General features: G+C 72.9%; 16 protein-coding genes. 12 read left to right on the top strand and 4 right to left on the bottom strand.

Annotated features, from left to right (window positions below):
- The 10 genes from M4J07_RS32670 to rfbB form a co-directional block, all read left to right on the top strand.
- Positions 1-3,927: type I polyketide synthase (locus tag M4J07_RS32670; protein WP_255977749.1), on the top strand; the 3,927-nt coding region annotated here is incomplete at its 5' end.
- Entirely contained in the window at positions 3,924-5,012 is a 1,089-nt protein-coding gene (locus M4J07_RS32675; RefSeq protein WP_255977751.1) for a cytochrome P450, read from the top strand. The genes M4J07_RS32670 and M4J07_RS32675, both read left to right, overlap by 4 nt.
- 9 nt (positions 5,013-5,021) lie before the next feature.
- Positions 5,022-6,293 carry an activator-dependent family glycosyltransferase gene (locus tag M4J07_RS32680; RefSeq protein WP_255977753.1) on the top strand — a complete coding sequence of 424 codons (1,272 nt, stop codon included), beginning with the start codon at positions 5,022-5,024 and terminating at the stop codon, positions 6,291-6,293.
- A 136-nt stretch (positions 6,294-6,429) separates the two neighbouring features.
- Complete coding sequence (locus M4J07_RS32685) at positions 6,430-8,886, top strand: beta-glucosidase H (protein WP_255977755.1); 2,457 nt, start codon at positions 6,430-6,432, stop codon at positions 8,884-8,886.
- Positions 8,883-9,875 carry an aldo/keto reductase gene (locus M4J07_RS32690; protein WP_255977757.1) on the top strand — a complete coding sequence of 331 codons (993 nt, stop codon included), beginning with the start codon at positions 8,883-8,885 and terminating at the stop codon, positions 9,873-9,875. The genes M4J07_RS32685 and M4J07_RS32690 overlap by 4 nt, the downstream gene beginning before the upstream one ends.
- 72 nt (positions 9,876-9,947) lie before the next feature.
- Positions 9,948-10,760 carry an SAM-dependent methyltransferase gene (locus M4J07_RS32695; protein ID WP_255977759.1) on the top strand — a complete coding sequence of 271 codons (813 nt, stop codon included), beginning with the start codon at positions 9,948-9,950 and terminating at the stop codon, positions 10,758-10,760.
- Between the two features lie 12 nt (positions 10,761-10,772).
- Entirely contained in the window at positions 10,773-12,008 is a 1,236-nt protein-coding gene (locus M4J07_RS32700) for a class I SAM-dependent methyltransferase (RefSeq protein ID WP_255977761.1), read from the top strand.
- Between the two features lie 44 nt (positions 12,009-12,052).
- On the top strand, positions 12,053-13,273 hold the full coding sequence (locus M4J07_RS32705) for a cytochrome P450 family protein (protein WP_308284795.1): 1,221 nt from the start codon (positions 12,053-12,055) through the stop codon (positions 13,271-13,273).
- Positions 13,270-14,055, top strand: coding sequence for a thioesterase II family protein (locus M4J07_RS32710; protein WP_255977763.1), 786 nt, complete (start codon positions 13,270-13,272; stop codon positions 14,053-14,055). Before M4J07_RS32705 ends, M4J07_RS32710 begins: the two co-directional genes overlap by 4 nt.
- Before the next feature lie 36 nt (positions 14,056-14,091).
- Positions 14,092-15,075: a dTDP-glucose 4,6-dehydratase gene (gene rfbB, locus M4J07_RS32715; RefSeq protein ID WP_255977765.1), complete on the top strand. Its 984-nt coding sequence runs from the start codon at positions 14,092-14,094 to the stop codon at positions 15,073-15,075.
- 85 nt (positions 15,076-15,160) lie between these two features.
- Here the strand turns inward: rfbB and M4J07_RS32720 are convergent, their stop codons facing one another.
- The 3 genes from M4J07_RS32720 to M4J07_RS32730 all read right to left on the bottom strand — a co-directional run bounded on the left by M4J07_RS32720 (position 15,161) and on the right by M4J07_RS32730 (position 18,762).
- On the bottom strand, positions 15,161-16,801 hold the full coding sequence (locus tag M4J07_RS32720; protein ID WP_255977767.1) for an outer membrane protein assembly factor BamB family protein: 1,641 nt from the start codon (positions 16,799-16,801) through the stop codon (positions 15,161-15,163).
- An 81-nt stretch (positions 16,802-16,882) separates the two neighbouring features.
- Positions 16,883-18,505, bottom strand: coding sequence for an HAD-IIIC family phosphatase (locus M4J07_RS32725; RefSeq protein WP_255977769.1), 1,623 nt, complete (start codon positions 18,503-18,505; stop codon positions 16,883-16,885).
- Entirely contained in the window at positions 18,502-18,762 is a 261-nt protein-coding gene (locus M4J07_RS32730; RefSeq protein WP_255977771.1) for an acyl carrier protein, read from the bottom strand. Before M4J07_RS32730 ends, M4J07_RS32725 begins: the two co-directional genes overlap by 4 nt.
- A 213-nt stretch (positions 18,763-18,975) precedes the next feature.
- On the opposite strand from M4J07_RS32730, the gene M4J07_RS32735 reads away from it, so the two are divergent.
- On the top strand, positions 18,976-20,241 hold the full coding sequence (locus M4J07_RS32735; protein WP_255977773.1) for an MFS transporter: 1,266 nt from the start codon (positions 18,976-18,978) through the stop codon (positions 20,239-20,241).
- Positions 20,242-20,467: 226 nt separating this feature from the next.
- On the opposite strand, the gene M4J07_RS32740 is transcribed toward M4J07_RS32735, so the two are convergent.
- Positions 20,468-21,931: an SDR family NAD(P)-dependent oxidoreductase gene (locus tag M4J07_RS32740; protein ID WP_255977775.1), complete on the bottom strand. Its 1,464-nt coding sequence runs from the start codon at positions 21,929-21,931 to the stop codon at positions 20,468-20,470.
- A 182-nt stretch (positions 21,932-22,113) separates the two neighbouring features.
- Here M4J07_RS32740 and M4J07_RS32745 point away from each other — a divergent pair.
- Positions 22,114-26,445: beta-ketoacyl synthase N-terminal-like domain-containing protein (locus M4J07_RS32745; protein WP_255977777.1), on the top strand; the 4,332-nt coding region annotated here is incomplete at its 3' end.

Genomic DNA, 26,445 nt, shown 5'->3' on the forward strand with positions numbered 1-26,445 from the left:
GGTGTGGTGCCGCTGGTGCTGTCCGCCCGTACGGAGACCGCCCTCGCCGCACAAGCCGACCGCATGGCGACGGTGCTGGCGGGATCGGACGCGCTGGAGAGCGTCGGCCGCTCCCTCGCCACCGGCCGCACCCACCACGAACGGCGCGCCGTCGCCCTCGCCGCTGACCACGGGACGGCACAGGAACTCCTGCGACGCCTCCGGGAAGGACTCCCGGCCCCCGACCTCCTCACCGGTGTCGGTGGTGGTGGCGGTCGGCGTGTGGTGTGGGTGTTTCCGGGTCAGGGGTCGCAGTGGGAGGGGATGGGTCGGGGTCTGCTTGACGTCCCGGTGTTCGCGGAGGCGTTGGCGGAGTGTGATGCGGCGTTGGCGGGGGTGGCCGGGTTCTCTGTGGTGGATGTGATCCGTGGGGTGGAGGGTGCGCCTTCGCTGGAGCGGGTCGAGGTGGTGCAGCCGGTGTTGTTCGCGGTGATGGTGTCGTTGGCGCGGTTGTGGCGGGCCTGTGGTGTCGAGCCGGATGCCGTGGTCGGGCATTCGCAGGGTGAGATCGCGGCCGCCTGCGTGGCGGGTGCGTTGTCGTTGGAGGATGCCGCGCGGGTGGTGGCGCTGCGCGCCCGCGCCCTCGCCGAACTCGCCGGGGACGGCGCCATGACCTCCGTCTCGCTGCCCGAGGACCGGGCGCAGGAACTGATCGCCGACTGGCCGGGCCGCGTCGACGTCGCCGCGGTCAACTCCCCGGCCTCGGTCGTCGTGGCCGGTGACCCCGAGGCGCTGACCGCGTTCGAGGAGCGCTGCGCCGCCGACGGCGTCCGGGCCCGGCGCATCCCCGTCGACTACGCCTCCCACTCGCCCCACATGGAGCGGGTGCGCGAGCGCGTCCTCACCGACCTGGCCGACGTGACCGCGCGGCCGTCCACGACGCCGCTGTACTCCACGCTGCGCGGCGAACGCTGCGACACCGGCGCCATGGACGCCACGTACTGGTACGACAACCTCCGCAACCGGGTCCGCTTCGACGAGGCGATCGACGCCGCCCTCACCGACGGCTACGACACGTTCGTCGAGGTCAGCCCGCACCCCGTACTCACCAACGGCGTCCAGGAGACCGCCGAGCGGTCCGGGACCGAGGCGCTGGTCCTCGGCACCCTCCACCGGGACACCGGTGAACGGCACTTCGTCCGCGAACTCGGCCGCGCCCACGCGGGCGGCGTACCCGTCGACTGGTCCGCCGTGTTCCCCGGCCGGGCGCCCGTCGCGCTGCCCACCTACCCGTTCGAGCACCGGCGTTACTGGCTGGCGCCCGAGACACCCGACCGGGTGGCCGACTGGCGCCACCGCATCGAGTGGCGCCCCTTCGCCCCGGCCGCGGCCCCGCTCACCGGCCGCTACCTGGTCGTCGGGTCCGGCACCGACCCGCGCCAGAAGGCGGTGACCGACGCCGTCGAACAGGCCGGCGGCACGGTGCTGCACCTCACGACCGACCCACGGACGGCCGCCGACCGGACCGAACTCGCCAGGGAACTGCGGGAGTTGGTGGAGCGGGCGCAGGACGTCACTGCGGTGATCTCCCTCTCGGCCCTCGACCCGGACCAGCCCTCCGGGCCCACCGGAACCTCCGGACCTTCCAGCGGTACGGGACCCACCGAACCCGACGACCTGCGCGCCGTCACCGCCGCCCTCACCCTCCACCAGGCCCTCGGCGACGCGGGCGTCGACGCGCCCCTGTGGCTCGTCACGTCCGGCGCCGTGGCCGTCGAGGAGACGGAACCGGCCGATCCGGCGCAGGCCATGGTGTGGGGCACCGGGCGGGTGATGGGGCTGGAGGCGGCAGGCCGCTGGGGCGGCCTCGTCGACCTGCCGGAGGAGCTCACCGGACCCGTCCTGCGCGCCCTCACCGACTGCCTCGCGGGCGCGGGCGACGAGGACCAGATCGCGCTTCGCGACACCGGCTGCCACGTCCGACGGCTCGTCAAGGCCCCGCCCACGCCCGGCGCGACCCCGTGGCAAGGAACCGGCACCGCCCTGGTCACGGGCGGCACCGGCGCCCTCGGCGGCCACGTCGCCCGGCACCTCGCCCGCACCGGGACCGAGCACCTCGTACTGGTCGGCAGAACGGGCGGACAGACACCCCGGCACGCCGAACTGGCGGCCGAACTGACCGCCCTGGGCGCCAGGGTGACCTTCGCGGCCTGCGACGTCACCGACCGCGCCGGACTGACGGACCTGGTCGCGTCACTGGCGCGGCAGGGCGAGCGGATCCGTACGGTGATGCACCTGGCCGGCGCCCCCGACGACCGGGCCGTGGCCGACCTCGACCCGGCCGAGCTGGCGCGCGTGACCCGGGCGAAGACCGTCGGCGCCCGGCTCCTCGACGAACTCTGCCCGGACGCCGGGACGTTCGTGCTCTTCTCCTCCAACGCGGGCGTCTGGGGCAGCGGCCGGCTCGGCGCCTACGCCGCGGGCAACGCCCACCTCGACGCCCTCGCCCAGCGGCGCAGGGCCCGCGGCCTGGCCGCCACCAGCATCGCCTGGGGAGCCTGGGCGGACGGCGGCATGGCCGACGCCGACCTGCCGGGACTGATCCGGCGCGGACTGCGCCCGATGGCCCCCGACAAGGCGCTGCGCGCCCTCCAACAGGCCCTGGACCAGCGGGACGTCTGCGTGTCGGTCGCGGACGTCGACTGGAACCGGTTCGCCGTCGGCTTCACCGCCGCACGGCCGCGCCCCCTCGTCGAGGACCTGCCCGACACCGTCCGGCCGACCCCCGCCGGGGCACCCGAGCACGACCGGGGGACCGGCCCCACCTGGCGGGAACGCCTCGCCGGACTGCCCGCGGACGAGGCCGGGGCGACCCTCACCGGCTGGGTCCGCGCCCAGGTGGCGGCCGTCCTCGGACACCCGGACCCGGACGCGGTGACACCCCACCAGCCCTTCACCGAGCTGGGCTTCGACTCCCTGACCGCGGTGGGCCTGCGCAACCGGCTCCAGGAGGCCACCGGCCTCGCCCTGCCCACCACCCTGGTGTTCGACCACCCCTCCGTCGCCGACGTCGCCGCCCACCTGCGGCCCCTGCTCACGTCCGACGCGCCGCCCGCCCCGCCCGCCGCCACCGACGGCGGCATGCTGCGCACCCTCTACGAACGGTCCGTGCGGGACGGACGCTTCGACTCCTACCTGGACCTGCTCGGCGAACTCGCCGGTCACCGGGACCGGTTCGAGGGCCCGGAGGACCTGACCGACCCGCTCGGCCTGGTGGACCTGGCGGCGGGACCGGGCGAGCTCCGGCTGATCTGCTGCGCCGGTACGGCCCCCGTGGCGGGACCGCACGAGTTCCTCCGGATCGCCGCCGCCCTCAAGGACCGGCTGCCCGTGTCCGCGCTGCCGCAGCCCGGCTACGAGCCGGGCGAACAGCTGCCCGCGTCGCTGGCGGCGGTCCTCGGCGCCCAGGCCGACGCCGTCCTCAAGTCGACGGACGGCCCGTTCGTCCTCGTCGGCCACTCCGCGGGCGCCCTGATGGCGTACGCCCTGGCCGCCGAACTCACCGACCGCGGCCGCCCGCCGCGGGGCGTCGTCCTCATCGACGTGTACCCGCCCGGACAGCAGCAGGCCGTCAACAGCTGGCTCACCGAACTGACCGCCACCATGTTCGGCCGCGAAGGGGTGCGGGTCGACGACACCCGGCTCACCGCCCTGGGCGCCTACCACCGCTTCACCCGTACCTGGCAGCCGCGCGACCTCGCCGTGCCCACGCTGCTCGTCCGCGCCACCGAGGCGCTCGGCTCCTGGCCCGGGGACCAGTCGTGGCGGTCCACCTGGCCGTTCCCGCACGACAGCGCGGACGTGCCGGGCAACCACTTCTCGATGGTGCAGGAGCACGCCGCCGCCGTCGCCGACCGCATCCACACATGGACAGGGAACCTGGCATGACAACGACCACCGACCGCAGCCGGCTCGGCAGCCGGCTCCAGATGGCCCGCGGCTGGTACTGGGCCTTCGGCGTGAACGGCGACCCGTACGCGATGCTCCTGTGCGGGCAGGACGACACACCGGGCCGCTGGTACGAGCAGATCCGCGCGGCGACGCCCCGGCTCTTCCACAGCCGCACCGGCGCCCTGGTCGTGACCCGGTACGACGCCGCCGCCCAGGTCCTGCGGGGCGCGGGCTTCACCCGGTCCGCGGGCGAGGCGGCGGCGGACTGGGCGCGGCCGTTCCTCGGCATCCGCGACGCCGCGGGACCGCCGCCCGCCCCGGCCGGCGAACTGGCCGCCCGCTACGCGGAGTCGCTGACCCGCGCGGGCACCCGCTTCGACCTGGTGCGGGACGTCGCGGGCCAGGTCCCGGTGCGCGAGGCGGCCGCGCGCCTGGGCCGCACCGGCGACGACGCGCGCCGCGTCGCCGCCCTGCTCCGGTCGGCGGCCACGGCCTCCGACGCCCGGCTGACCCCGCAGACGCTGGCCGGGACCGAGCGGACCGTGGCCGCCCTCGACTCCCTGCGCCGGTTGGCGGGCGCCGACGGCGTGCTGGCGGCGGCCGGCTGCGAGATGGCGGCCAACACCGTGGTCAACGCCGTGCTCGCCACCCTGCGCACCCCGGGCCTCGCCGACCGCCTCGCCGACGACCCCGAACTGGCGGACCGCATCGTCGCCGAGACGCTGCGCACCGCGCCCCCCGCGCACCTGGAGGTCCGCCACGCCACCGTCGGGCAGACGGTCGGCGGAACCGACGTCGTGGCCGGCGACGAGGTGGTGGTGGCCGTCGCGGCGGCCAACCGCGACCCGGACGTGTTCACCGCGCCCGACCGGTTCGACGTGGACCGCGCGGACCCGCGCCCCGCTCTCGTCTCGGGCCTCAACCACCCCGACGGACTCGACGAGTTCGCCGCCCGGCACGCCGCCGCGGCCCTGCGCGCCCTCGCCGGGAAGCTGCCCGGCACCACGCTCACCGGCCCCGTCGTGCACCGCCGCCGTTCGCCCGTACTGCGGGGCATCAGCCGGTGCCCGGTCGAGATCTAAGGACTTCCGATGCGCATCGTGTTCTCCGCCATGACGAGCAAGACCCACTTCTACCCGCTCGTACCGCTCGCCTGGGCCTGCCGGGCCGCCGGCCACGAGGTCCGGGTCGTCGGCTCGCCCGGGCTGACCGAGATCACCACCGCCGCCGGTCTGACGGCGGTGCCCGTCGGCCAGGACGTCGACCTCGTCGGGCACATGACCGCGGTCGGCGAAGACATGATCAAGTACGTGCGGTCCCTGGACTTCGCCGACGACACGCTGGCGAACGCGGGCTGGGACCACCTGCTGGGCATGCAGACCGCCCTGACCCCCAACCTCTTCGCGCTGATGACCCCCGACTCGCTGATCGACGGGATGGTCGACTTCTGCCGCACCTGGCAGCCCGACCTGCTGATCTGGGAGCCGCTGACGTTCGCCGCCCCGATCGCGGCCAAGGTCACCGGAGCGGCCCACGCCCGGCTGCTGTGGGGCCCGGACATCACCACGAAGTCCCGCAGGGCCTTCCAGGCGCTGCTCGGCCGCCAGGAGCCCGAGCACCGGGAGGACCCCTTCGCGGAGTGGATCGACTGGACCCTGGAGCGCCACGGGGTGCTGCCGGGACCGGAGTTCGACGAGGAGATGGCCGTCGGCCAGTGGACCATCGACCCCGTCCCGGCCAGCATGCGCCTCGACCTGGGCCTGCCGACCGTGGGCATGCGCTACGTCGACTACAACGGCCCGGCCGTCGTACCGGACTGGCTGCAGAAGCCGCCGGCCAGGCGCCGGGTGTGCCTCACGCTCGGGGTCGGCGGCCGCGACAGCGGCGTCGAGGCCATCGCGACCGGCGAACTCCTGGAGGCCGTCGCCGACATCGACGCCGAGTTCGTCGCCACGCTCGACGCCCACCAGCTGGAATCGGTCGCCCGCGTCCCCGACAACGTCCGCACCGTCGACTTCGTGCCCATGCACGCCCTGCTGCCCACCTGCGACGCGATCGCCCACCACGGCGGCCCCGGCACCTGGCACACCGCGGCGGTGCACGGCGTGCCGCAGGTGCTGCTGCCGCACGGCTGGGACACCGACGAACGGGGCCGCCTCGCCGCGGAAGCGGGCATGGCCGTGTCCCTCCCGGTCGGGGAACTGACGGTCGACCGATTCCGGGAAAGCGTCGTCCGCGTCCTGGACGATCCCGCATTTCGTGAAGGTGCCGCGAAAGTGCGCGACGAGATTCTTTCCGAGCCCGCGCCGACCGAAGTCGTGCCGGTCCTGGAACGGCTGACCGCGCAGTACCGGGCCCGCTGAAATACACCTTAGTAACTCACTCGTGCCCAGCTTGAGTTGGGGACGAGGCGCCTTGTGGTGCGCACAACGATCTCGCTAGCGTCGCCGCCGTCGCTATTTCTTGGACGCGGCGACGCCATATGCCGGGGAGAGGGAAATGAAACGACGAATATGGGTGCCCTCCGTATTCCTGACGGTTCTCGCACTGCTGAATCTGGGGGCCGCCCCGGCATCCCCCGGACGTACCGCGGACGGCCACGCCGACGAACTCGTCGGCCGGATGACGCTCGACGAGAAGCTCTCGTTCGTGCACTGGGACTACTCCACCACTGACCCGACGGCCCTGGTCTATCTGCCGGGCGTGCCGCGCCTCGGCATTCCCGAGGTGCGCGCCACCGACGGGCCCGCGGGCGCGACGATCCACCGTCCGTCGATCGCGATGCCCGCCCCCGTCAGCCTCGCCTCCTCCTTCGACGAGGGGCTCGCCCGGCAGTACGGACAGGTCCTCGGCCGGGAGGGCCGCGCGTTCGGCGTGGACGTGATCTACGCGCCGATGGTGAACAGCATCCGGGTGCCGCAGGCCGGCCGGAACTTCGAGACGTTCAGCGAGGACCCGCTCCTCACCGGGCGCACCGCGGCCGCCGAGGTCAAGGGCATCCAGAGCCAGGGCCTGATGGCGACGGTCAAGCACTACGCCGCCAACACCCAGGAGGACAACCGCATGGGCGTCGACGTCAAGGTCGACGAACGCACCCTCCAGGAGACCGAGATCCCCGGCTTCGAGGCCGCCGTCAAGGCCGGTGCCGCCTCCGTGATGTGCGCGTACAACAAGGTGAACGGCGAACCGGCCTGCGGCAACGGGCACCTGCTGAACGGCATCCTCCGCGAGCAGCTGGACTTCCAGGGCTGGGTCACCTCCGACTGGCTGGCCACCCAGAGCACGGACGCCATCACCCAGGGCCTCGACCAGGAACTCGGCATCGACTCGACCGTCGCCATCCCGCCCGGCGGCGAGGTCCCCGGCGGCAAGTACTTCGGTGACACGCTGAAGAAGGCCGTCACCGACGGCACCGTCCCCATGGCGGTCCTCGACCGCGCGGTGACCCGGATCGTCGGCCAGATGGAGCGCTTCGGCCTCCTCGACGCGAACCCGGCGCCCCGGCCCGAGCGCGATGTCGTCGGCGGCACCGCGGTGGCGGAGAAGGTCGCCGAGGCCGGCGCCGTCCTGCTGCGCAACCAGGACCGCACGCTGCCGCTGGACGCGGCGACGACGGACGACCTCGCGGTGATCGGCCCGTCGGCCAAGGACCCCAAGGTGACGGGGCTCGGCAGCTCCTACATCGTCCCCGACGTGGCCACCCCGCCGCTGGACACCATCAAGAAGAAGCTCGGCGCCGACGCGCACGTCTCCTACGCCGAGGGCGAGACCCTGGAGGGCGAGCCGATCCCGGCGTCCGCCCTGGAGCCCGACTTCACCTCGGGCACGGTCCTCGACCCCGCGCAGGCGGGCGTCATCTACGACGGCAAGCTGACCGTGCCGGAGGACGGGCTCTACCGCATCGCGGCCCGCGTCACCGGCGGCAACGGCGCCATCCAGATCGACGACCACACCCCCATCAGCATCGGCGAGGTGTTCGGCAAGCTCACCAGCGTCCCGCTGCGGCTGACCGCCGGCACCCACACCGTCAAGATCAGCGGCGGCGCGGTGGTCGGCAAGCCGATGACGCTCGACCTGCGCTGGGTGACCCCGGCCAAGGCCCAGGAAGCCATCGACCGGGCCGTCGCCGTCGCCCGCGAGGCCTCCACCGCGGTGGTCTTCGCCTACGACGACGGCGCCGAGGGCAGCGACCGCACCTCCCTGTCCCTGCCCGGCCGCCAGGACGAACTGATCAAGGCCGTCACGGCCGTCAACCCCCGCACGATCGTCGTGCTGAACACCGGATCGTCCATCACCATGCCCTGGCTCGACAGAACGAAGGCCGTCCTCGACATGTGGTACCCCGGCCAGGCCGGTGCGGAGGCCACCGCCGACCTGCTGTTCGGCGACGCCGAACCCGGCGGCCGGCTCAGCCAGACCTTCCCCGCCTCCGAGCAGCAGACCCCGGTCGCCGGCGACCCCGAGCGCTACCCCGGCGTCGACAACGTCGTCCGGCAGACCGAGGGCATCTACACCGGCTACCGCTGGTACGACCACCAGGGCGTCGAGCCGCTCTTCCCGTTCGGCCACGGCCTGTCGTACACGTCCTTCGCCTATGAGAAGCAGACCGTGACCCGCACCCCCGACGGCCTCGACGTCGACGTGACCGTGCGCAACACGGGCAAGCGGGCGGGCAGCGACGTGGTGCAGGTCTACCTCGGCCCCAGCCCGAAGCTCCGGCTCGACCAGGCGGACAAGGCGCTGGCCGGCTACGAGAAGGTCGCGCTGAAGGCCGGCGAGTCCCGCCGCGTCCGCATCCACGTCGCCGAACGCGCCCTGCAGTACTGGGACACGCCGTCCGACGGCTGGAAGCTCGCCGGTGGCGAGCGGCGCGTCCTGATCGGCTCCTCGTCCGACGACATCCGGCTCACCGCCACCGTCGCGGCCGACCGCCCTGCCAAGAAGAAGCGGCCGTGACGACCGGCGCGTACGTACGCCTCGGCCGCCTCGCCACCCGGGTGAGCCGGCTCTGGCTCGGCACCGTCAACTTCAGCGGCCGCGTCGAGGACGACGACGCCCTGTGGCTCATGGACGAGGCCCTCGACCGCGGCATCAACTGCGTGGACACCGCCGACATCTACGGCTGGCGGGTGCACAAGGGCCACACCGAGGAACTCGTCGGGCGCTGGCTCGCCAAGAGCGGCCGCCGGGACGACGTCGTGCTCGCCACCAAGGTCGGCGGCGAGATGAGCGAACGGGTCAACGACGGCGGCCTGTCCGCCCGCCACATCGTCACCGCCTGCGAACAGTCCCTGCGCCGGCTCGGCGTGGAGTGCATCGACCTCTACCAGATGCACCGCATCGACCGCGCCGCGCCGTGGGACGAGGTCTGGCAGGCCATGGAGAACCTCGTGGCGAGCGGCAAGGTCTGCTACGTCGGCTCCTCCAACTTCGCCGGCTGGCACATCTCCGAGGCGCAGGCGAGCGCCCACCGCCGCAACACGCTGGGCCTCGCCTCCGAACAGCTCCTGTACAACCTGGCGGTCCGGCACGCCGAACTGGAGGTCCTGCCGGCCGCCCGCCATCACGGCCTGGCCACCCTCGCCTGGTCACCGCTGCACGGCGGCCTGCTCAGCGGCGTCCTCGGCAAACTGGCCGCGGGCACCGCGGTGAAGTCCGCCCAGGGCCGGGCACAGGTGCTGCTGCCCGCGCTGCGGCCGGCCATCGAGGAGTACGAGGCGTTCTGCGCCCGCATCGGCCACCCTCCCGCGGAGGTCGGCCTGTCCTGGGTGCTGTCCCGGCCGGGCATCACCGGCGCCGTCATCGGACCGCGCACCGTCGAGCACCTCGACTCGGCGCTGCGCGCCACGGAGCTGCGCCTCGACGACGAACAACTCGCCGAGCTCGACCGGATCTTCCCGCCGGTCGGCCGGGGCGGCCCGGGGCCCGAGGCCTGGGCCGACTGACGACCACCACCCGGTCCCACACCGCGACCACGACGCGACCACGACGCGACCACGAAACGAAGGACGGATCGAATGACTTCCGGAGCGCAGGCGAACGAGGAGACGGTCGAGGAGAAGGTCGTCGACTTCTACGACAACTTCACCGAGACGTTCAGGGACATCTGGGGCGACAACCTGCACGTCGGCTACTGGCTCGACGACGCGGACGACGCCCCCATCGAGAAGGCCACCGACCAGCTCACCGACCAGCTGATCACCCGCCTCGCCCCGCGCCCCGGCCAGCGCATCCTGGACGTGGGCTGCGGCGTCGGCGAGCCGGCCTTCCGGCTCGCCGGGGCGGCCGACGTCGAGGTCGTCGGCATCTCCATCAGCTCGTACCAGGTCGGCCGCGCGGGCGAGCGGGCGGCCGAGCGTGGCCTCGCCGACCGGGTCAGCTTCCGGCACGCGGACGCGGCCGAACTCCCCTTCCCCGACGCGTCGTTCGACGGCGCCTGGGCCTTCGAGTCGCTGATCCACATGCCGGACAAGGAGAAGGTCCTGCGCGAGATCAAGCGCGTGCTGCGCCCGGGCTCGACCCTCGTCCTCGCCGACATGTTCAGCCAGCCCGACACGGAGCTGACGTTCCAGGAGATCATCACCAGCCCCGAGATGGCCGACTACCGGGCCGTCATCGAGCAGGCCGGACTCGTCATCAAGGAGTTCACCGACGTCACGGCCAACACCCTGGCTCCGCAGGCGGTCCGGGAGAGCATCGCCGCCGCCCTGCTGGCCCGCAAGGACGACGTCATCCAGATGACCGGCCCCGAGGAGTTCGAGCGCATGGTGGACGGCGTCCGCGTCCCCAAGTCCTACGGCTACCTCCTCGCCACGGTCACCACGGACTGAAACGAGCAGACGATGATCATCACTCAGTGCCGTGTCTGCGGCAATCGCGAACTGCTCCCCGTGCTCGACCTGGGCGACCAGGCGCTGACCTGCGTCTTCCCCAAGAGCCTCGACGAGCCGGTGCCCTCGGTCCCGCTGGAGCTGGTGAAGTGCTCGCCCGCCGGCTGCGGACTGCTGCAACTGCGCCACACCCCGGACCTCGGCCTGATGTACGGCGAGGGCTACGGCTACCGCCCGGGCATCCGGCCCTTCATGGTCGAGCACCTGCGCGGCAAGGCCGTCGCCGCCGCCGAACTGGTCGGCCTCAGCGCGGGCGACATCGTCGTCGACATCGGCAGCAACGACGGCACGCTGCTGCACCAGTACCCCGTCGAGGGACTGCGCCTGGTCGGCATCGACCCGTCCGGCGAGAAGTTCCGCGAGTTCTACCCGCCCGCCGAGCTGATCCCCGAGTTCTTCACCCGCGAGGCGTTCACCGAGCGCTACGGCAAGCAGCGCGCCAAGGTCGTCACGACGACCGGCATGTTCTACGACATCCCGGACCCGCTGCAGTTCATGCGGGACATCCACGCGATCCTCGACGACGACGGTGTCTGGGCGACCGAGCAGAGCTACATGCCGTCGATGCTGGAGGCCAACGCGTACGACGTGGTGTGCCACGAGCACCTGGAGTACTACGGGTTCCAGCAGATCGAGTGGATGGCCGAGCAGGTCGGCTTCACCGTCCTGAAGGCCGAGGTCACCGACGTCTACGGCGGCAGCCTCTACGTCACCCTCGCCAAGAACCCCGGCCGCCACCCGCGCGACGAGGGCTCCCTGGTCGCGCTGCGCGAGCGGGAGGCCGCCGCGGGCCTGGACACCATGGCCCCCTACGAGGCGTTCGCCCGCCGGGTGCGCCAACAGCGCGCCGATTTGCGGGGGTTCCTCGACGAGTCCCGCGCGGCCGGCCTCGTGACCTTCGGGTACGGCGCGTCGACCAAGGGCAACGTGACCCTCCAGTACTGCGGCATCGGCCCCGCCGACCTGCCCTGCATCGGCGAGGTCAGCGAGGAGAAGGCCGGCCGCTTCACCCCCGGCAGCGGCATCCCGATCGTCTCCGAGGAGGAGGCGAAGTCCCGCAAGCCCGACCAGCTCCTCGTCCTGCCCTGGATCCACCGGGCGGGCTTCGTCGAGCGCGAGCAGGAGTACCTGAAGGGCGGCGGCAGGCTCGTCTTCCCCATGCCGACGCTCAGCACCGTGACCGCCTGACCGGCACCGGACACCGCACCCGCAACCGAGGGAAAGAGACCCCCGTGTCGATCGACACCACGGCCGCCGTCCCCAGCCTGGACAGCGACCTCTTCCACATCGACCAGTACGACACCTACGCCGCGCTGCGCGAGCAGGGCCCGGTGAGCAAGGTCAGCTTCATCGGCCGCGAGGCGTTCCTGATCACCCGGCACGCCGAGGCCAAGGCCGCCCTCGGCGACCTGCGGCTGAGCAACGACCAGAAGAAGCAGCCGCCGGAGGTGGAGCTGCCGACCTACCACGGCATCCCCGAGGACGTCCGGCCCTACTTCGCCAACAACATGGGCAGCAACGACCCGCCGGTCCACACACGCCTGCGCAAGCTCGTCGCCCGGGAGTTCACCGCGCGCCGCGTGGAGTCGATGCGCGCCCGCATCGAGGAGCTCGCCGAGCGGCTGCTCGACGGCTTCGACGGCCAGGACGGGACCGACCTCGTCGAGCGGTTCGCCTACCCGCTGCCGATCACCGTGATCAGCGAGCTGCTCGGCGTCGAGGAGCGCTACCAGGGCGACTTCGGCCGCTGGAGCAACGAGTTCCTGGTCATCGAGGCCGACCGCGTCGAGCAGCGCGAGCAGGCGGCCCGCGCCCTGGTCGGCTTCATCCTCGACCTGATCGACCGCCGCCGCGCCGACCCCGGGTCCGACCTGCTGTCGGCGCTGATCACCGTCCACGAGGAGGACCAGGACCGGCTCAGCAACGACGAACTCGCCTCCGTGGTCCTCATCCTGCTCATCGCGGGCTTCGAGACCTCGGTCAGCCTCATCGCCATGGCCACCTACCTGCTCCTCACCCACCCCGAGGAGCTCGCCAAGGTGCGCCGGGACCCGGCGGTGCTGCCCAACGCCGTGGACGAGGCCCTGCGCTTCCTCGGCCCCGCCGAGATCACCACGCGCGGCTCGCTGGAGGACGTCGAGATCGGCGGGGTGCACATCCCGGCGCACAGCACCGTGCTCATCGCGGGCGCCGCCGCCAACCGCGACCCCCGCAAGTTCCCCGACCCGGAGCGCTTCGACGTCACCCGCGACACCACCGGGCACCTCTCCTTCGGGCACGGCATCCACTTCTGCGTGGGCGGCCCGCTGGCCCGCATGGAGGGCGAGATCGCGCTGCGCGCCCTGCTGCGCCGCTTCCCCGACCTCTCCCTGGCCATCGAGCCCGAGCAGGTGAGCTGGCGCAGGTCGTTCCTGCGCGGCATCGACAGCCTCCCGGTGAGGCTGGGCCGGTGACCTCGCGTGCCCCCCTGGCGGAGACCTGGCTGCGGCGGTTCGGACCGCCGTCCGACGCCGCGCTGCGGCTCGTCTGCCTCCCGCACGCCGGGGGTGGCGCGAGCAGCTTCCACTCACTCGCCCAGGCCCTCGGCCCGCGGGTGGAGGTGCTGGCGGTGCAGTACCCGGGACGGCAGGACCGGCGGCACGAACCGCCGCTGTCACGGCTGACCGAACTGGCCGACCGGACCGCGGAGGCGCTGCTCGCCACCCCGGGCGCGGCGCCGTACGCCCTGTTCGGCCACAGCCTCGGCGCGCTCGTCGGCTACGAGACGGCCCGCCGCCTGGACCGGGCCGGCGCCACCCCGCACCGGCTGTTCGTGTCCGCCCGCGTCGCGCCCAGCACCGGCGCGGGGCCGACCGATCAACTCGCCGGTGACGACGCGCTGCTGGCCGAGGTCCGCAGGCTCGGCGGCGGCGACGCGCTCGACGACCCCGAGGTCGCCGCCCTGGCGCTGCCCGCGCTGCGGGCCGACTACCAGGCCCTGCGGTCCTACACCTGGACGGCGGGACCGGCCCTGCGCTGCCCGGTCACGGCGCTGACCGGCACCGACGACCCCCTGTGCGGGCCCGGCCAGCTGGCCGACTGGCTGCGCCTCTCCGTCGTCCCCGGCCGCACCCGGGTCTTCCCGGGCGGCCACTTCTATCTCCAGGACCGGGTCACCGAGGTGGCCCGGGCCGTCCTGGCGGACCTCGCACCCGGTACCCCGAGCGTCGTCCCGGCCCGCGCGACCGCCGCATGAGCACCATGTGAGAACCACGTCAGAAGGGGCATCCCCGTGCGACTGCTCGTCACCGGCGCCGCCGGATTCATCGGGTCCACCTATGTGCGCCGGCTGCTCGGCGGGGCGTACGGCGACCCAGGGGACGTGCGGATCACGGCCCTGGACAAACTCACCTACGCGGGCAACCCCGCCAACCTCGCCGACGTCCACGACCACCCGGGACTCACCTTCGTCCAGGGCGACATCTGCGACACGGCGCTCCTCGCCGACCTCCTGCCCGGCCACGACGCGGTGGTGAACTTCGCCGCGGAGAGCCACGTGGACCGGTCCATCGCCGGCGCGGACGACTTCGTGCGCACCAACGTCCTGGGCACGCAGGCCCTGCTGTCGGCGGCGCGCGCCGCCCGCGTCCCCCGGTTCGTGCACATCTCCACGGACGAGGTGTACGGGTCGATCGAGTCGGGCTCCTGGACCGAGGACTGCGCGCTGCTGGCGAACTCGCCCTACGCCGCGTCGAAGGCGGGCGCCGACATCCTGGCGCGCTCCTACGCCCGTACCTACGGGATGGACGTGAGCGTCACGCGGTGCAGCAACAACTACGGCCCCCACCAGTACCCCGAGAAGCTCATCCCGCTCTTCGTGACCAATCTGATGGAGGGCGGCCAGGTACCGCTGTACGGCGACGGCCTGTGCGTGCGCGACTGGCTGCACGTCGACGACCACTGCCGCGGCGTCCAGCTGGTCCTGGAGAAGGGCAGGCCCGGCGAGGCCTACAACATCGGCGGCGGCGAGGAGCTGACCAACCTCGCCCTCACCCACCGGCTGCTGCGGGAGTGCGGCGCGGGTCCGGAGCGGATCGCCCACGTGCCGGACCGGCTCGGCCACGACCGCCGCTACTCCGTCGACGACAGCAGGATCCGTGAGCTCGGGTACGCGCCGCGCGTCCCCTTCGCCGAGGGCCTGGCCCGCACGGTCGACTGGTACCGGGACAACCCGCAGTGGTGGAAGCCGCTGCGCCACGAGACGGCGGCGGCCTGACCGCACGACGCACTGACCGCACGACAGCGGGGAACGGCCCGGGCAGCATCTGCCCGGGCCGTTCCCGTGTGCGCCTGACCGTGGGTCAGCGGCCGTCGAGGGTGAAGCGGTAGAGCTTGTTGTTGTGGCCGCTCAGGCCCTCGCCCACGTTCGAGATGTAGTAGCCGGAGCCCCAGTACACGCTGCCGTCGACCACGGCCGCGCCGCCGAAGACGGAGCCGCCGCTGGCGAAGTCCCAGAGGATCTTGCCGGTCTTCTCGTCCAGCGCGTACATGTTGGTGCCGCTGGGCGCCGACGAGCCCGCGTACATCACGCCGTTGGCGTGGGTGATGAAGGAGTCGTCGAGCCACTGTCCTTCCTTGCCCTGCGGGTCGGCGGTCTGCCACTCGATCTCGCCGGTGGCGGCGTTCACCGCGGCGAAGAACCCGCTGTTGACCGTGGACTTCGTGCCGTCGGCTGCCTTGATGGTCCAGGGCAGGTGGGCGCCGTTGCCGATGCCGACGTAGATGCGCTTGCCGTCGGTGGCGCTGCCCCACTGGATGCCGCCCAGCGGACCGCCGGGACCGACCTGCGTCTCCCACACGACCTTGCCGGTGGCCGGTTCGAGGGCGTAGTAGACGCCGCTCTTCTGACCTATGCCGAGCAGCCGCTTCGGCTTGCCGTCGATCTCGGTGGTGTACAGGTTGGGCGCCGAACCGAAGTCGAAGTCGGGGGCCTGGTTCTGCATGTACATCATCCAGGTGTCGGCCGTCAGCGTGTGGTGGGCCCACTTGATCCTGCCGGTCTTCAGGTCGAAGGCGAGGACGCTGTCGAAGTGGTCGTCGTCGGCCGGCGGGGTGCAGTCGGTCTGCTTCGGGTTGAGGCAGACGCCGGGCGGCGACGTGTAGTTGTTGCCCGTGCCCACGAACACCAGACCGGTCTTGTGGTCGACCACGGGCTGGCTGCCCCACACGGAGGCGCCGGTGTAGCCCTTGGGGATCGTGTACGTCTTCCAGAGGATCTTGCCGCTGCGGGCGTCGAGCGCCATGAGCGAGCCGCGGAAGGTCGGCTCGTCGTGCAGGGTCGACGCCTTGGAGGACGTCCCCACGTAGATGACGCCGTTGTCCACGGTGGGCGACGAGGTGATGACCGTCGTCGGGTCCTCGTCGACCTTGGTCATCCAGTTCTTCTCGCCGGTGCGGGCGTCGACGGAGATCAGGTACGCGCTCTTCAGCGCGGTCGTCGTCAGCGTGCCGGTGCCGAGGAACAGATCGCCCTTCCAGTACGCGGGGCTGGTCCGGGACATGTGCCCCTCGACGCCGTCGTACTCGGCGATGCTGTGCGACCAGACCTCCTTGCCGCTGTCGGCGTCGATGGCCCACAGCTTGCCGCCCCAGTCGGGCACGTACACCGTGCCGCCCACGACGGTGGGCGTCGCGGAGACGTCGCCCGCGGTGGTGAAGGTCCACTTCGGGGCGAGCCGGCCCACGTTCCGCGGGCCGATGGTGCGTTCGGTGGCGGCGTGGCGGGTGTTGTGGTTGTTCTGGCCCGCGCTGACCCACTCGGACTTCACCGGCACGCTCCGGTGCTCGGCCCCGGCCTGCGCGGTGAGGCTCGCGGCGGGGGCACCGGTCTCGGCGGAGGCGACGGTGGCCAGCAGGAGGGCGGCGCAGCCGGTCGCGGCGACGGACAGTCGCGCCCACAGCCTGCGGCCGCGGGGGGACCGTCGTCCCGTACTGGGGTTCATGGAGGTGTTCCCTCGTTCCTGTGTGTGGGGGGCCGGTCCGATCGCCGGCCACGTGATGGGGGGTACAGGCTGGGCGCGCGGCTACGGCGCGGCCACCGCGGGCGCCTCGGTCCAGTCGGCGACCTCGACGGCGAGGACACCGGCGGCGTCCTCGGCGCCGACGGCGCGGCCGGAGACCTCCTCGAGGAACCGGCGCGCGGGCGCGTTGCGCGCGGTCGGCCGGTACGGCAGCCGCAGCGTGCGGCAGCCGGCCGCCGCCGCCCGGTCGGCGAGCATCCGCAGCATCCGGGTCTCCACCCGGCGGTTGAGGACCCGGCAGCTGAGCAGGAAGACCGGCACGTCCAGCACGTCGCCGTCCGGCCGGGCGAGGATCAGCCCGACGGTGCCGTAGTCGCCGAAGACGTCGCTGACCCGCACCGTCCAGCCCCGCCCGCCCGCGTCGAGCAGCCCGCGCAGCTCCGGCACCGTGAACGCGGTGCCCGCCAGGGTGAACTGGGTGGTACGGGTGGTCAGTTGGGCCGCCCGGTCGAGGGCGGAGTCGGTCAGCGGGGTCATCGTGACGTCGATGGCGCAGCGGGCGAGGAACTCCTCGTAGTCCGTGAGCGACTGCTCCAGGGCCCGGCGCTCCGGCTCGGCCCCGTACCAGTCGGCCCGCAGCCGGTCCTCGTCGGTCACCGTGAGCTGGTCGAAGGCGCTCTCGTGGGCCAGCTGGCGCGGCGCGGCGTCCGCGTCCCGGGTCAGCTCCACCACGGCGACCTCGGGCAGCGCCGCGCGCACCGACGCGCACTCCACGGCGTCGTCGTCGACGAACACGAACGAGTCGAGGGCGAGCCCCAGTTCCTGCGAGAGCTCGTACAGGTACCGGGCCTTGGGCTGCCAGCCGATCCGGTGGGCGGTGACGTCCTTGAGCGTGAGGACCATGCCGGGGTTCTCGTCGAACACGGCCCGGACGTCCGCCTCTTCGTTGCGGCTGCACAGGCACAGCAGCTTGCCCTGGGCGCGCTGGTCGAGCATGAACTCCTGGACGGACCTGCGGCCCGCCCCGACCTCCACCCCGAGCGGCCCGTCCTCGCCGCACACCCCGGCCCACAGGGTGTTGTCGCAGTCGAGGACCACGACCTTGCGCGGCTTGGTCCAGGTGGTGCGGGCCAGCCGCACGAGCCGGTCGGCCAGCGCGTCGAAGTAGGCGTCGGTGTACGGGAGATGAGCGATCCGGTCGGCGTACTCGTCGTGCGTCTCCGGCACCTCGTAGCGGTCCGCGAGGCCGTCGAGCGCCACCAGGTGCACGCCGGGCAGCGGGGCGACGGTCTCGGTGATCCGCCGGGCGGCGGCCTCCGTCCAGCGCACCCGGGCCGGGTCGGCGAGGGCGGCGGGAGACGGCGGGGTCAGGGCCACCAGCCAGGTGGCGGCCGACCGCCCCGGCACGGCGGACAGCACCGTGAGCAGCTCGTCGAGCAGCCGGTCACCGGCCGACGGGTCCGCGGCGCCGCGGAACAGGTCCTCGGCACGCAGCAGTACGACGTTCACCCCGGCGTGGGCGAGGAGCACGCTGCCGGGATCCAGCATCGGCTCCACCAACTGCCCGTACGGTGCCGCCAGTACCTCGCGCCCGCTCTCCCGCAGCCGCCGCGCCATCGCGTCCCTGAGGCCGTCCGCGGTGAACGTCGCGGCGAGGGCGATGCCCGGCTTCGTCGCGTCGCTCATGCGGCCCTGCCGTCCAGGTGCGCGCGGACGGCCGCGGCGAGTTCGGCGGCGGTCGTGTCGTTGCCGAGCGCGTGCACGGGCAGCTCCACGTCCAGGTCGCGCCAGAGCCGCGACAGCACGCGCACCGCCCGCATCGAGTCCCCGCCGAGGGCGGCGAAGGGGATGTCCGGGTCGACGTCGTCCAGGCCCAGGATGGTGCCGAACACATCGAGCACCGTGTTTTCCACGGACCGGGACTTCAGTTCATTCGCTTCCATCTGGAGAACACCCTCGTTTCGGCCGTGATCGGCCAACGCATATGGCGGAAAAGGTGAATCGGCACTTGTTGAGGTGCTACCGGTCAGCGTGCCCGTGACCGGTCAGGGCGCACTCAAGCGGCACTCAAGTCCATGTGCTGGCAGGGAAGTTGGTGCGTTACGATACCGCCCGCGGTCGTTGCACCCCCCACCGATCTACCGGGAGAAACACCCATGCGCAAAAGCGGGTTGGCCAGTCTGATCCCTCTCTATTTCATTATCCTGATCGACAACCTGAGCGTCAGCCTCATCATTCCGGTACTGATTCCCATCGCCTATGACGCCGATATCGGCATCATGGGCAGCGGCAGCACGAGCACCCGCGACCTGTTCTACGGAATTGCCATCGGCAGCTATTCGCTGGCGATGTTCTTCGGCGCCCCGCTGCTCGGCTCGCTGTCCGACCACTTCCGCCGCAAGAAGACGCTGATGCTGTGTCTGCTGGGGCTCGCCCTCAGCTACGGGCTGACCATCTGGGGCCTGGCCCGCCAGGACGTCGTCCTGTTCGTCGCCGCGCGGGTGGTCGGCGGCCTGTTCTCCGGCAGCCTGCCCGTCGCCCAGGCGGCGATCCTGGACGTCACGCCGAAGGAACGCCGGGTGAACTCCATCGGCCTGATCATGTTCTGCGTCTCGACCGGCTACGTGGTGGGCCCGCTCATCGGCGGCTACCTCAGCGACTCCACCCTGGTCTCCTGGTTCAGCCTGGAGACCCCGTTCGTCTTCGTGGCCGTCATCACGCTGCTCAACCTGCTGGTCCTGCTGGTCTCCTTCCGCGAGGCCCCGGCGCCCGCGCCGACCGGACGCCTGCGCTTCCCGAACCCGGTCAAGCACCTCCTGGAGTCCTTCACCTTCCCCGGCGTCCGGGTGCTCGCCACGGCGCTGCTCCTCATGTCCCTGGGCTGGACCGCGTTCTTCCAGTTCATCGGCCTGTACCTGACGGCGAACGAGGGCTTCGACCAGCGCGGGGTCACCAACCTCATCTCGGTGGTCGGCGTCGGCCTCGCCGCCTCGTTCCTCTCGCTGGTGCCGCTGTCGATGAAGTACCTCAAGCCGCAGTTCGCCGTGACCGGGGCGCTCGCGGTGATGACCGTGTGCATCGCCGGCACCGCGCTGACCGGTTCGCGGATCGCGCTCTACGCCCTGTGCCTGGTCGGCGCGGCCACCTACGGCATCTCGTACAGCGGCCTGGTCGGCCTGATGTCGGCCGCCGTGGACGACGGCCACCAGGGCTCCGTGATGGGCACGGCCGGCGCCGTGGCCGCGCTCTCCGCCGGTCTGTCCGGCGTCGTCTTCGGCATCATCGACGGCTCCAGCGCGGTCCCCATTTTCTCGGCGGCCGTCTTCGTCCTCCTCGGCTTCCTCCTGTTCGCCGCGGTCCGCCCGGGAACCGCCCCCGCCGAGGAGCCCCGGGAGACCGCCGACCGCACGTCAGCGGCCTGATCCCGGGCCGCCCTCACCCCCGCACGGCGGCCGTGGCCGGGGTCAGGACCTAGGTCCTGTCCGGAGTTCCCCGTCTGCGCCCCGGCGCCCGGCACGCACCCTCGGTGTGCGGCGGCACAGGACAGGTGGCTCCGCCACATGACCTGTGCCGCCGCACACCGAGGGCACGCACCGACCGCCGCTGCGCCCGCCCTCCGGGCGGACGACGGGGAACTCCGGTCAGGACCTAGTCGATCACGTGGGGGACCCCGTCGGCGGGGGGCGGGTTCAGCACGTGGTGGACCAGGCCCGCCGCCACCGGCTCCACGGGGCCCGCGGTCTCCCGGGCGCCGGGGGAGTTCGTCTGCTCGGTGCGGAGCATCCCCGGGCGCGCGAGGTGGAACGTGACGCCCGGGTGGTGCCGGGCCGCCCAGTGGACCAGGCCCTCCACCGCGGACTTCGCCGCGACGTAGTGCGGCCAGTCGCGCGGCGGTTCGCGCAGGGCGGCCGACGAGATCACCAGGCACTGGCCCCGCCCCGGCTCCAGGAGCGGCAGCAGCCCGCTCAGCGGCGCGCTGACCAGCCGCACCGCACCGGTCAGGAACGCGTCCATCCGCTCCAGATCGCCGGCCGCCACCCCCAGCGTGCGCAGCGGCGGGGCCGCGCTGCACACCAGCAGGTCGAGCCGCCCGACGCGGGACGCCAAGGCGGCGCTCCAGTCCGGATCCGCGGCATCGCCGGGCGCGGAGTGCAGCCGCCCCGAAAGGCCTTCGGCCTCGGCCCGCAGCGCCGCGGGCAGCGTGTCGCCGCGGTGCCCGACGAAGACCTCGCAGCCCTGTGAGGCCAGCGCCAGCGAGAGGGCCGCACCGAGCCCCCGGCTGCCGCCGACGACGACGGCCGAGGCGCCGTGCAGCCGGGTGGACGGGCTCAGGTGCTCGGCCAGCGCGGCCGCGCTCGCCGTCGGCGCGGGCGTGCGGACCATCGCCTCGATCTCCGCCTCGGCGACGACCGCGCCGTCCGCCGTGACCTCCCCGACGAGCGACACCAGCCCGAAGCGCGGATCGGTGTGCACCACGCGGGCCGTGTACGCCAGCCGCACGGGCCCGCTCGCGGCCACCGGGAGGAAGCGCAGCGCCACCCGGCCCAGCAGGCAGTTCTCGCCGGGCAGCGACATCCCGGCCACATAGCTCGACCACAACAGGCAGGCCAGCGGCGTCCGTCCGAGCAGCCGGGCGGCGGCCGGGAACCGCCCGGCCAGCGCGTCGAGCCCGTCCGGGCCGTACGCACCGGACACCGCGGTGCCCGGCGGCAGGTCGGCGACGGTGTGCCGGGGCGCCGTGCGGGCCGGGGGCACGGGCAGCGGGTCCAGGTCCGGCGGGCTGCCGGGCCGGACCCGTACGGTCAGACACGTCCGGTCCCCGTCGAGCAGCCGGTGCCCGGTACCGGCGCCGCCCAGCGCCTCTGTGCGGTAACGCACCCCGGGGAACACCGGGTTGCCGAAGTCGGCCTCGACGGCCGTGACCCCCGCCCCGCCGTCCGCCCCTTCGCCGGACGCCGCCCTGTCGTCGAGCGTCCCCAGGACCGCGAGGACGCCGTGCGCGACGGTCCGGCCGAAGGGCGTGCGGCGGGCGTGGCCGGGCGAGCAGTGCAGCGCGTTCCGGTCCCCGCTGACCCGCGCGAACAACGCCACGTCGTCTTCCGAGAGCAGCACCTGCGTACCTCCGATGGGCGCTCCGCCGCACCGAGTACGGCGATGTCCAATTGCGGTCCGGAAGCAGTTGAACACCCGGCGGGGCGCGCTGTCCTGCGGGGTCGACCGTGATTCGAGCGCAGGTGGACCGGTGCCGTGTACCAATTGTTCGGGTGTCCCGGGCGGTTGAAAGGTCTGTGTGCATGACGGAGCGTCAGGCAAGCGCCTACGAGCGTTTTCAGTGGAATCGGTACCAGCGGAATCCCGACGACCCGGGACTCACCGTCGGTTATGTGTTCGCGCTGACCGGAGACGTGGACGCCGACCGGCTCGACGCCGCATTGCGGGACGTGGTCGCCACCGCATTCCCGCGCCTTCTCGACTACTTCACGGAAGTCGGCGGAGAACTGGTGGCGAAAAGCCGCCCATTGCCTCGCCGCGTCCTGCGGAACTGCGAGCGGAAGGACGACCTGCTCGACCCGGGCGGTATCGACCCCACCGGCCAGGAACTCTTCCGCTTTCGCTGGTGGCGGGAATCCGCCGAAAAGCTGCTGCTGCGCCTGGACTTCAGCCACGTGGTCTTCGACGGCGGCTGCTACGCGCCGTTCCTCGCCGCCCTCGCCGCCTGCTGGCGGGGCGAGACCCCGGTCCTGGAACGGCAGTTCGCCGCCCGGCCCCGGTCCGACGCCGACCGCGACGCCGCCCACTGGCGCTCGGCGCTCGCGGGCCGCCCGCTGCACCAGCCGCTGCCCTTCGGCGGCGCCGCGCCCCACGGGGACGGCCGCCGGATCACGGTCAAGGAGGCGATCAGCGGCGAACAGGCCGAGGACGTCCAGCGGTTCCTGCGCCAACACGAGCTGAGCCCGCTCCAGTTCGTGGTGGGCGTCACCGGCGCCCTCGTGCACGCCTACGGCGACGACGACCGCGACGTCGTCGTCGCGCACACCGTGGACACCCGGACGTACGGCTCCCCGTACGGCTGCCACACCAACCTGCTGCCGCTGTGGCTGGACGTCGCCGCCCAGCCGTCCGCGCTGGCACTCTTCGAGCAGATACGTACTCAGCGCGAGGAGCTCCGCGACCACCAGGGCCTCCCGACCGCCGACCTGCTCGCCCTCGCCGCCGCCGGGCCCGGCCCCGCCGCCGACCAGGGCGGCAGCGTCCTCAACCTCGTGGTCAACTCCTCCTCGGCGATGCTGCCGACCGCGCTGCCGGAGCTGGCGGGCGTGACCGCCTCCTGGGTGCGCAAGCCCGACACCGGCAGCGCGAGCGAACTGAGCGTCAACTTCAGCGCCGACGCCCAGGGCATCCACCTCTCCTTCGACTCCTCCACGCGCGTGCTGTCGCCCGAGGCCCTGTCGGCGCTGGCCACCAACTTCCTGCGCCTGGCCCGGTTCATGACGGCCGAACCGCACCGCCCGCCCGCGCACTGCGACCTGTCGCGCCCACTGGAACCGGTCGCCGAGGGCGCCGCCGGGACCGCGCGGACCGGCCGGGGTCTCGGCGCGGCGCTCGTCGAGGCCGCCGCCGCGGACCCGGACCGGGTGGCCGTCGTCGACGACCACCGCTCGCTCAGCTACGGCGAACTGCTGGCCGCCGCCCACCGGCTCGGCGACGCCCTGCCCGCCGACGACACCCGGCCGGTCGGCGTCCTCCTGGAGCGGTCCGCCGCGATCCCCGTCGCGTACCTGACCGCACTGAGCCTGCGCCGGACCTTCGTCCCGCTCGACCCGCACCTGCCGGACGGCCGCCTCGCGTACATGGCCGAGACCGCCGGACTCGGCGTCGTCCTGGTGGACCCGGCGACCCGGGACCGGGCGGCCCGCCTGTTCCCCGGCACACCGGCCCTGGAGGTGGACGCCGCACCGTCCCCGGCTCCCGGGCCCGGGCCTCGGCAGCCCGTGCCGGTGGCCCCGGCCGACGCGGACCGCACCGCGTACGTGCTGTTCACCTCGGGATCGACCGGCACCCCCAAGGGCGTCGCGGTGAGCGAGGGCAACCTCGCCAACTTCCTCGACGCGGTGCGCCAGGACCCCGGGATGGGCCCGGACGACCGCATCGTGGCCCTGACCCCGATCGGCTTCGACATCTCGCTCCTGGAGATCCTGCTGCCGCTGCTGTGCGGTGCCACCGTCCACGTCCTGTCCGAGGAGGCCAGGACCAGCGCGACCCTGCTCGCCGAGCGCATCGACGCCAGCGGGGCGAGCGTCGTCCAGGCCACGCCGTCCACCTGGCGGATCCTCAGGTCCGCGGGCTGGCGGGCCCGGCGGCCCATGACGCTGCTGTGCGGCGGGGAGGCCCTGGACCGCGACCTCGCGCAGTACCTGCTGAGCCAGAGCGCCGCCGTCTACAACATGTACGGCCCGACCGAGGCGACCATCTGGGCCAGCTGGCAGCGCGTCACCGACGCGGGGCGCATCCACCTGGGCGAGCCCGCGCAGGGCACCCGCTACTACGTGGTGGACGCCGACGGCCGGTCCGTCGCCCCGGGCATGCGCGGTGAGTTGATGATCGCCGGCGACTGCGTGGCGCTCGGCTACCTGAACGCCCCGGCGACGGCGTTCGGCACGCTGCCCGACGGCACGCCCTCGTACCGCACCGGTGACCTGGTCCGCCACGACGGACCGCACCTCACGTACGTCTCCCGCAAGGACGGCCAGCGCAAGGTCAACGGACACCGGATCGAACTCGGCGAAGTGGCCGCCGCGGTCACCGCCCAGGCGCCGTCCGCGACCGTCGTCGCGGTCGTACGGCCCGAGCCCGAGCCGCACCTGCGCTGCTTCGTGCGGCTGCCCGCCGACGAGCCCTTCGACGCCGCCGGGGTGCTCGAACGGTGCCGGGACACCCTGCCGTACTACATGGTTCCGCAGGCCGTGCACCGGCTGGCCGAGATCCCGCTGACCGCCAACGGCAAGACCGACGTCAAGCGGCTCGGCGAGGCACCGCTGTCCGAGCTCGGACTGTTCCCCGAGGACGAGCGGCCCGCGCAGGCGCCCACCGAGCGGCCCGCCGCCGCGGACACCGCCGAGGCGGCCGGACCCGACCTGCTCACCGAGCTGCGCCGGCTCGTCGCCGCCGAACTGGGCCTGCCGGAACCGGACATCGACCGGCCGCTGGGCTACCAGGGCGTCACCTCGCTCGGCTACAACGTCCTCGCCGCCCGGATCAGCGACCGGTACGGGATCGTCGTCCACGCCCACGACTTCTACCGCATGAACACGCTGCGGGCCGTCGCCGAGACCGTCGCGCGGCTGACCAAGGGCCGGGCCGACGGGCCGGCCGCGCCGCAGCGGACCGCCCGGCCCGCGGACGCCGCGCCCGCTCCCCGGAGCTCCGGCGGCGACGACCGGCTGGCCATCGTCGGGCTCGCCGCCGTGCTGCCCGGCGGACCGGACCCCGAGACGTTCTGGCAGACCCTGCTCGACGGCAAGAACTGCGTCGGCCCGGCCGGCACGGAGCGTCAACTGCCCGGTGAGTTCGCCGGGTTCCTGCCGGGGATCAAGGGGTTCGACGCCCGGTTCTTCTCCATCTCGCCCCGCGAGGCGAGCTGGATGGACCCGCGCCAGCGGCTGCTGCTGCAGTCCGTGTGGCACACCCTGGAGGACGCCGGATACGCGCCGTCGGAGCTGAGCGGCTCCAGGACCGGCTGCTACATGGCCGCCACCGGCAGCGACTACGCGCTGCTCCAGGCCAGGGCCGACGCACGGCAGATCCCGTACTCGCTGGTCGGGCACTCCATGAGCCTCGTCGCGAACCGGATCTCCTCCTGGTTCGACTGGCACGGCCCCTCCACGGTCCTCGACACCGCCTGCTCGGGATCGCTGGTGGCGCTGGTCAAGGCCTGCCGCGACCTGCGGGCCGGCGTCTGCGACGCGGCCGTCGTCGGCGGCGTCAACCTCATCCTCGACTCCCAGATCAACGAGGGGCTGCACGCGGCCCGGTTCCTCTCGCCCGAGCACCGGTGCGCGACCTTCGACGCCGCCGCCGACGGCTACGTCCGCGGCGAGGGCTACGGCAGCTTCCTGGTCAAGCGGCTGGCGGACGCCGTCGCCGACGGCGACGACATCCGCGCCGTCGTCGAGAGCGCGGTCGAGAACCACGGCGGCCGCGCCAACTCGCTCACCGCCCCGAACCCCAACGCCCAGTACAGCCTCCTCCTGGACGCCTACACCCCCGAACTCGCCGCCCGTACCGGCTACATAGAGACCCACGGGACCGGCACCGTGCTCGGCGACGCGATCGAGATCGACGCGCTGAAGCGGGCCTGGGAGCAGCTGGTGCCGGGGCCCGCGGGCCCCGAAGGGCGCCGGGTGCGGCTCGGCGCGGTCAAGTCCCAGATCGGGCATCTGGAGCCCGCCGCGGGAGTCGCCTCCCTGACCAAGGTGATCAAGGCGTTCGAGCACCGGACGCTGCCGGCCAACCTGCACTTCCAGGAACTCAACCCGGGCATCACCCTCGACGGCACCCCCTTCGAGGTGCTGGGCGAGACCGTGCCCTGGGACGACGGCGAACTCGTCGCCGGGATCAGCTCGTTC

It is taken from the genome of Streptomyces longispororuber (assembly GCF_024448165.1).
GTDB lineage: Bacteria > Actinomycetota > Actinomycetes > Streptomycetales > Streptomycetaceae > Streptomyces > Streptomyces longispororuber_A.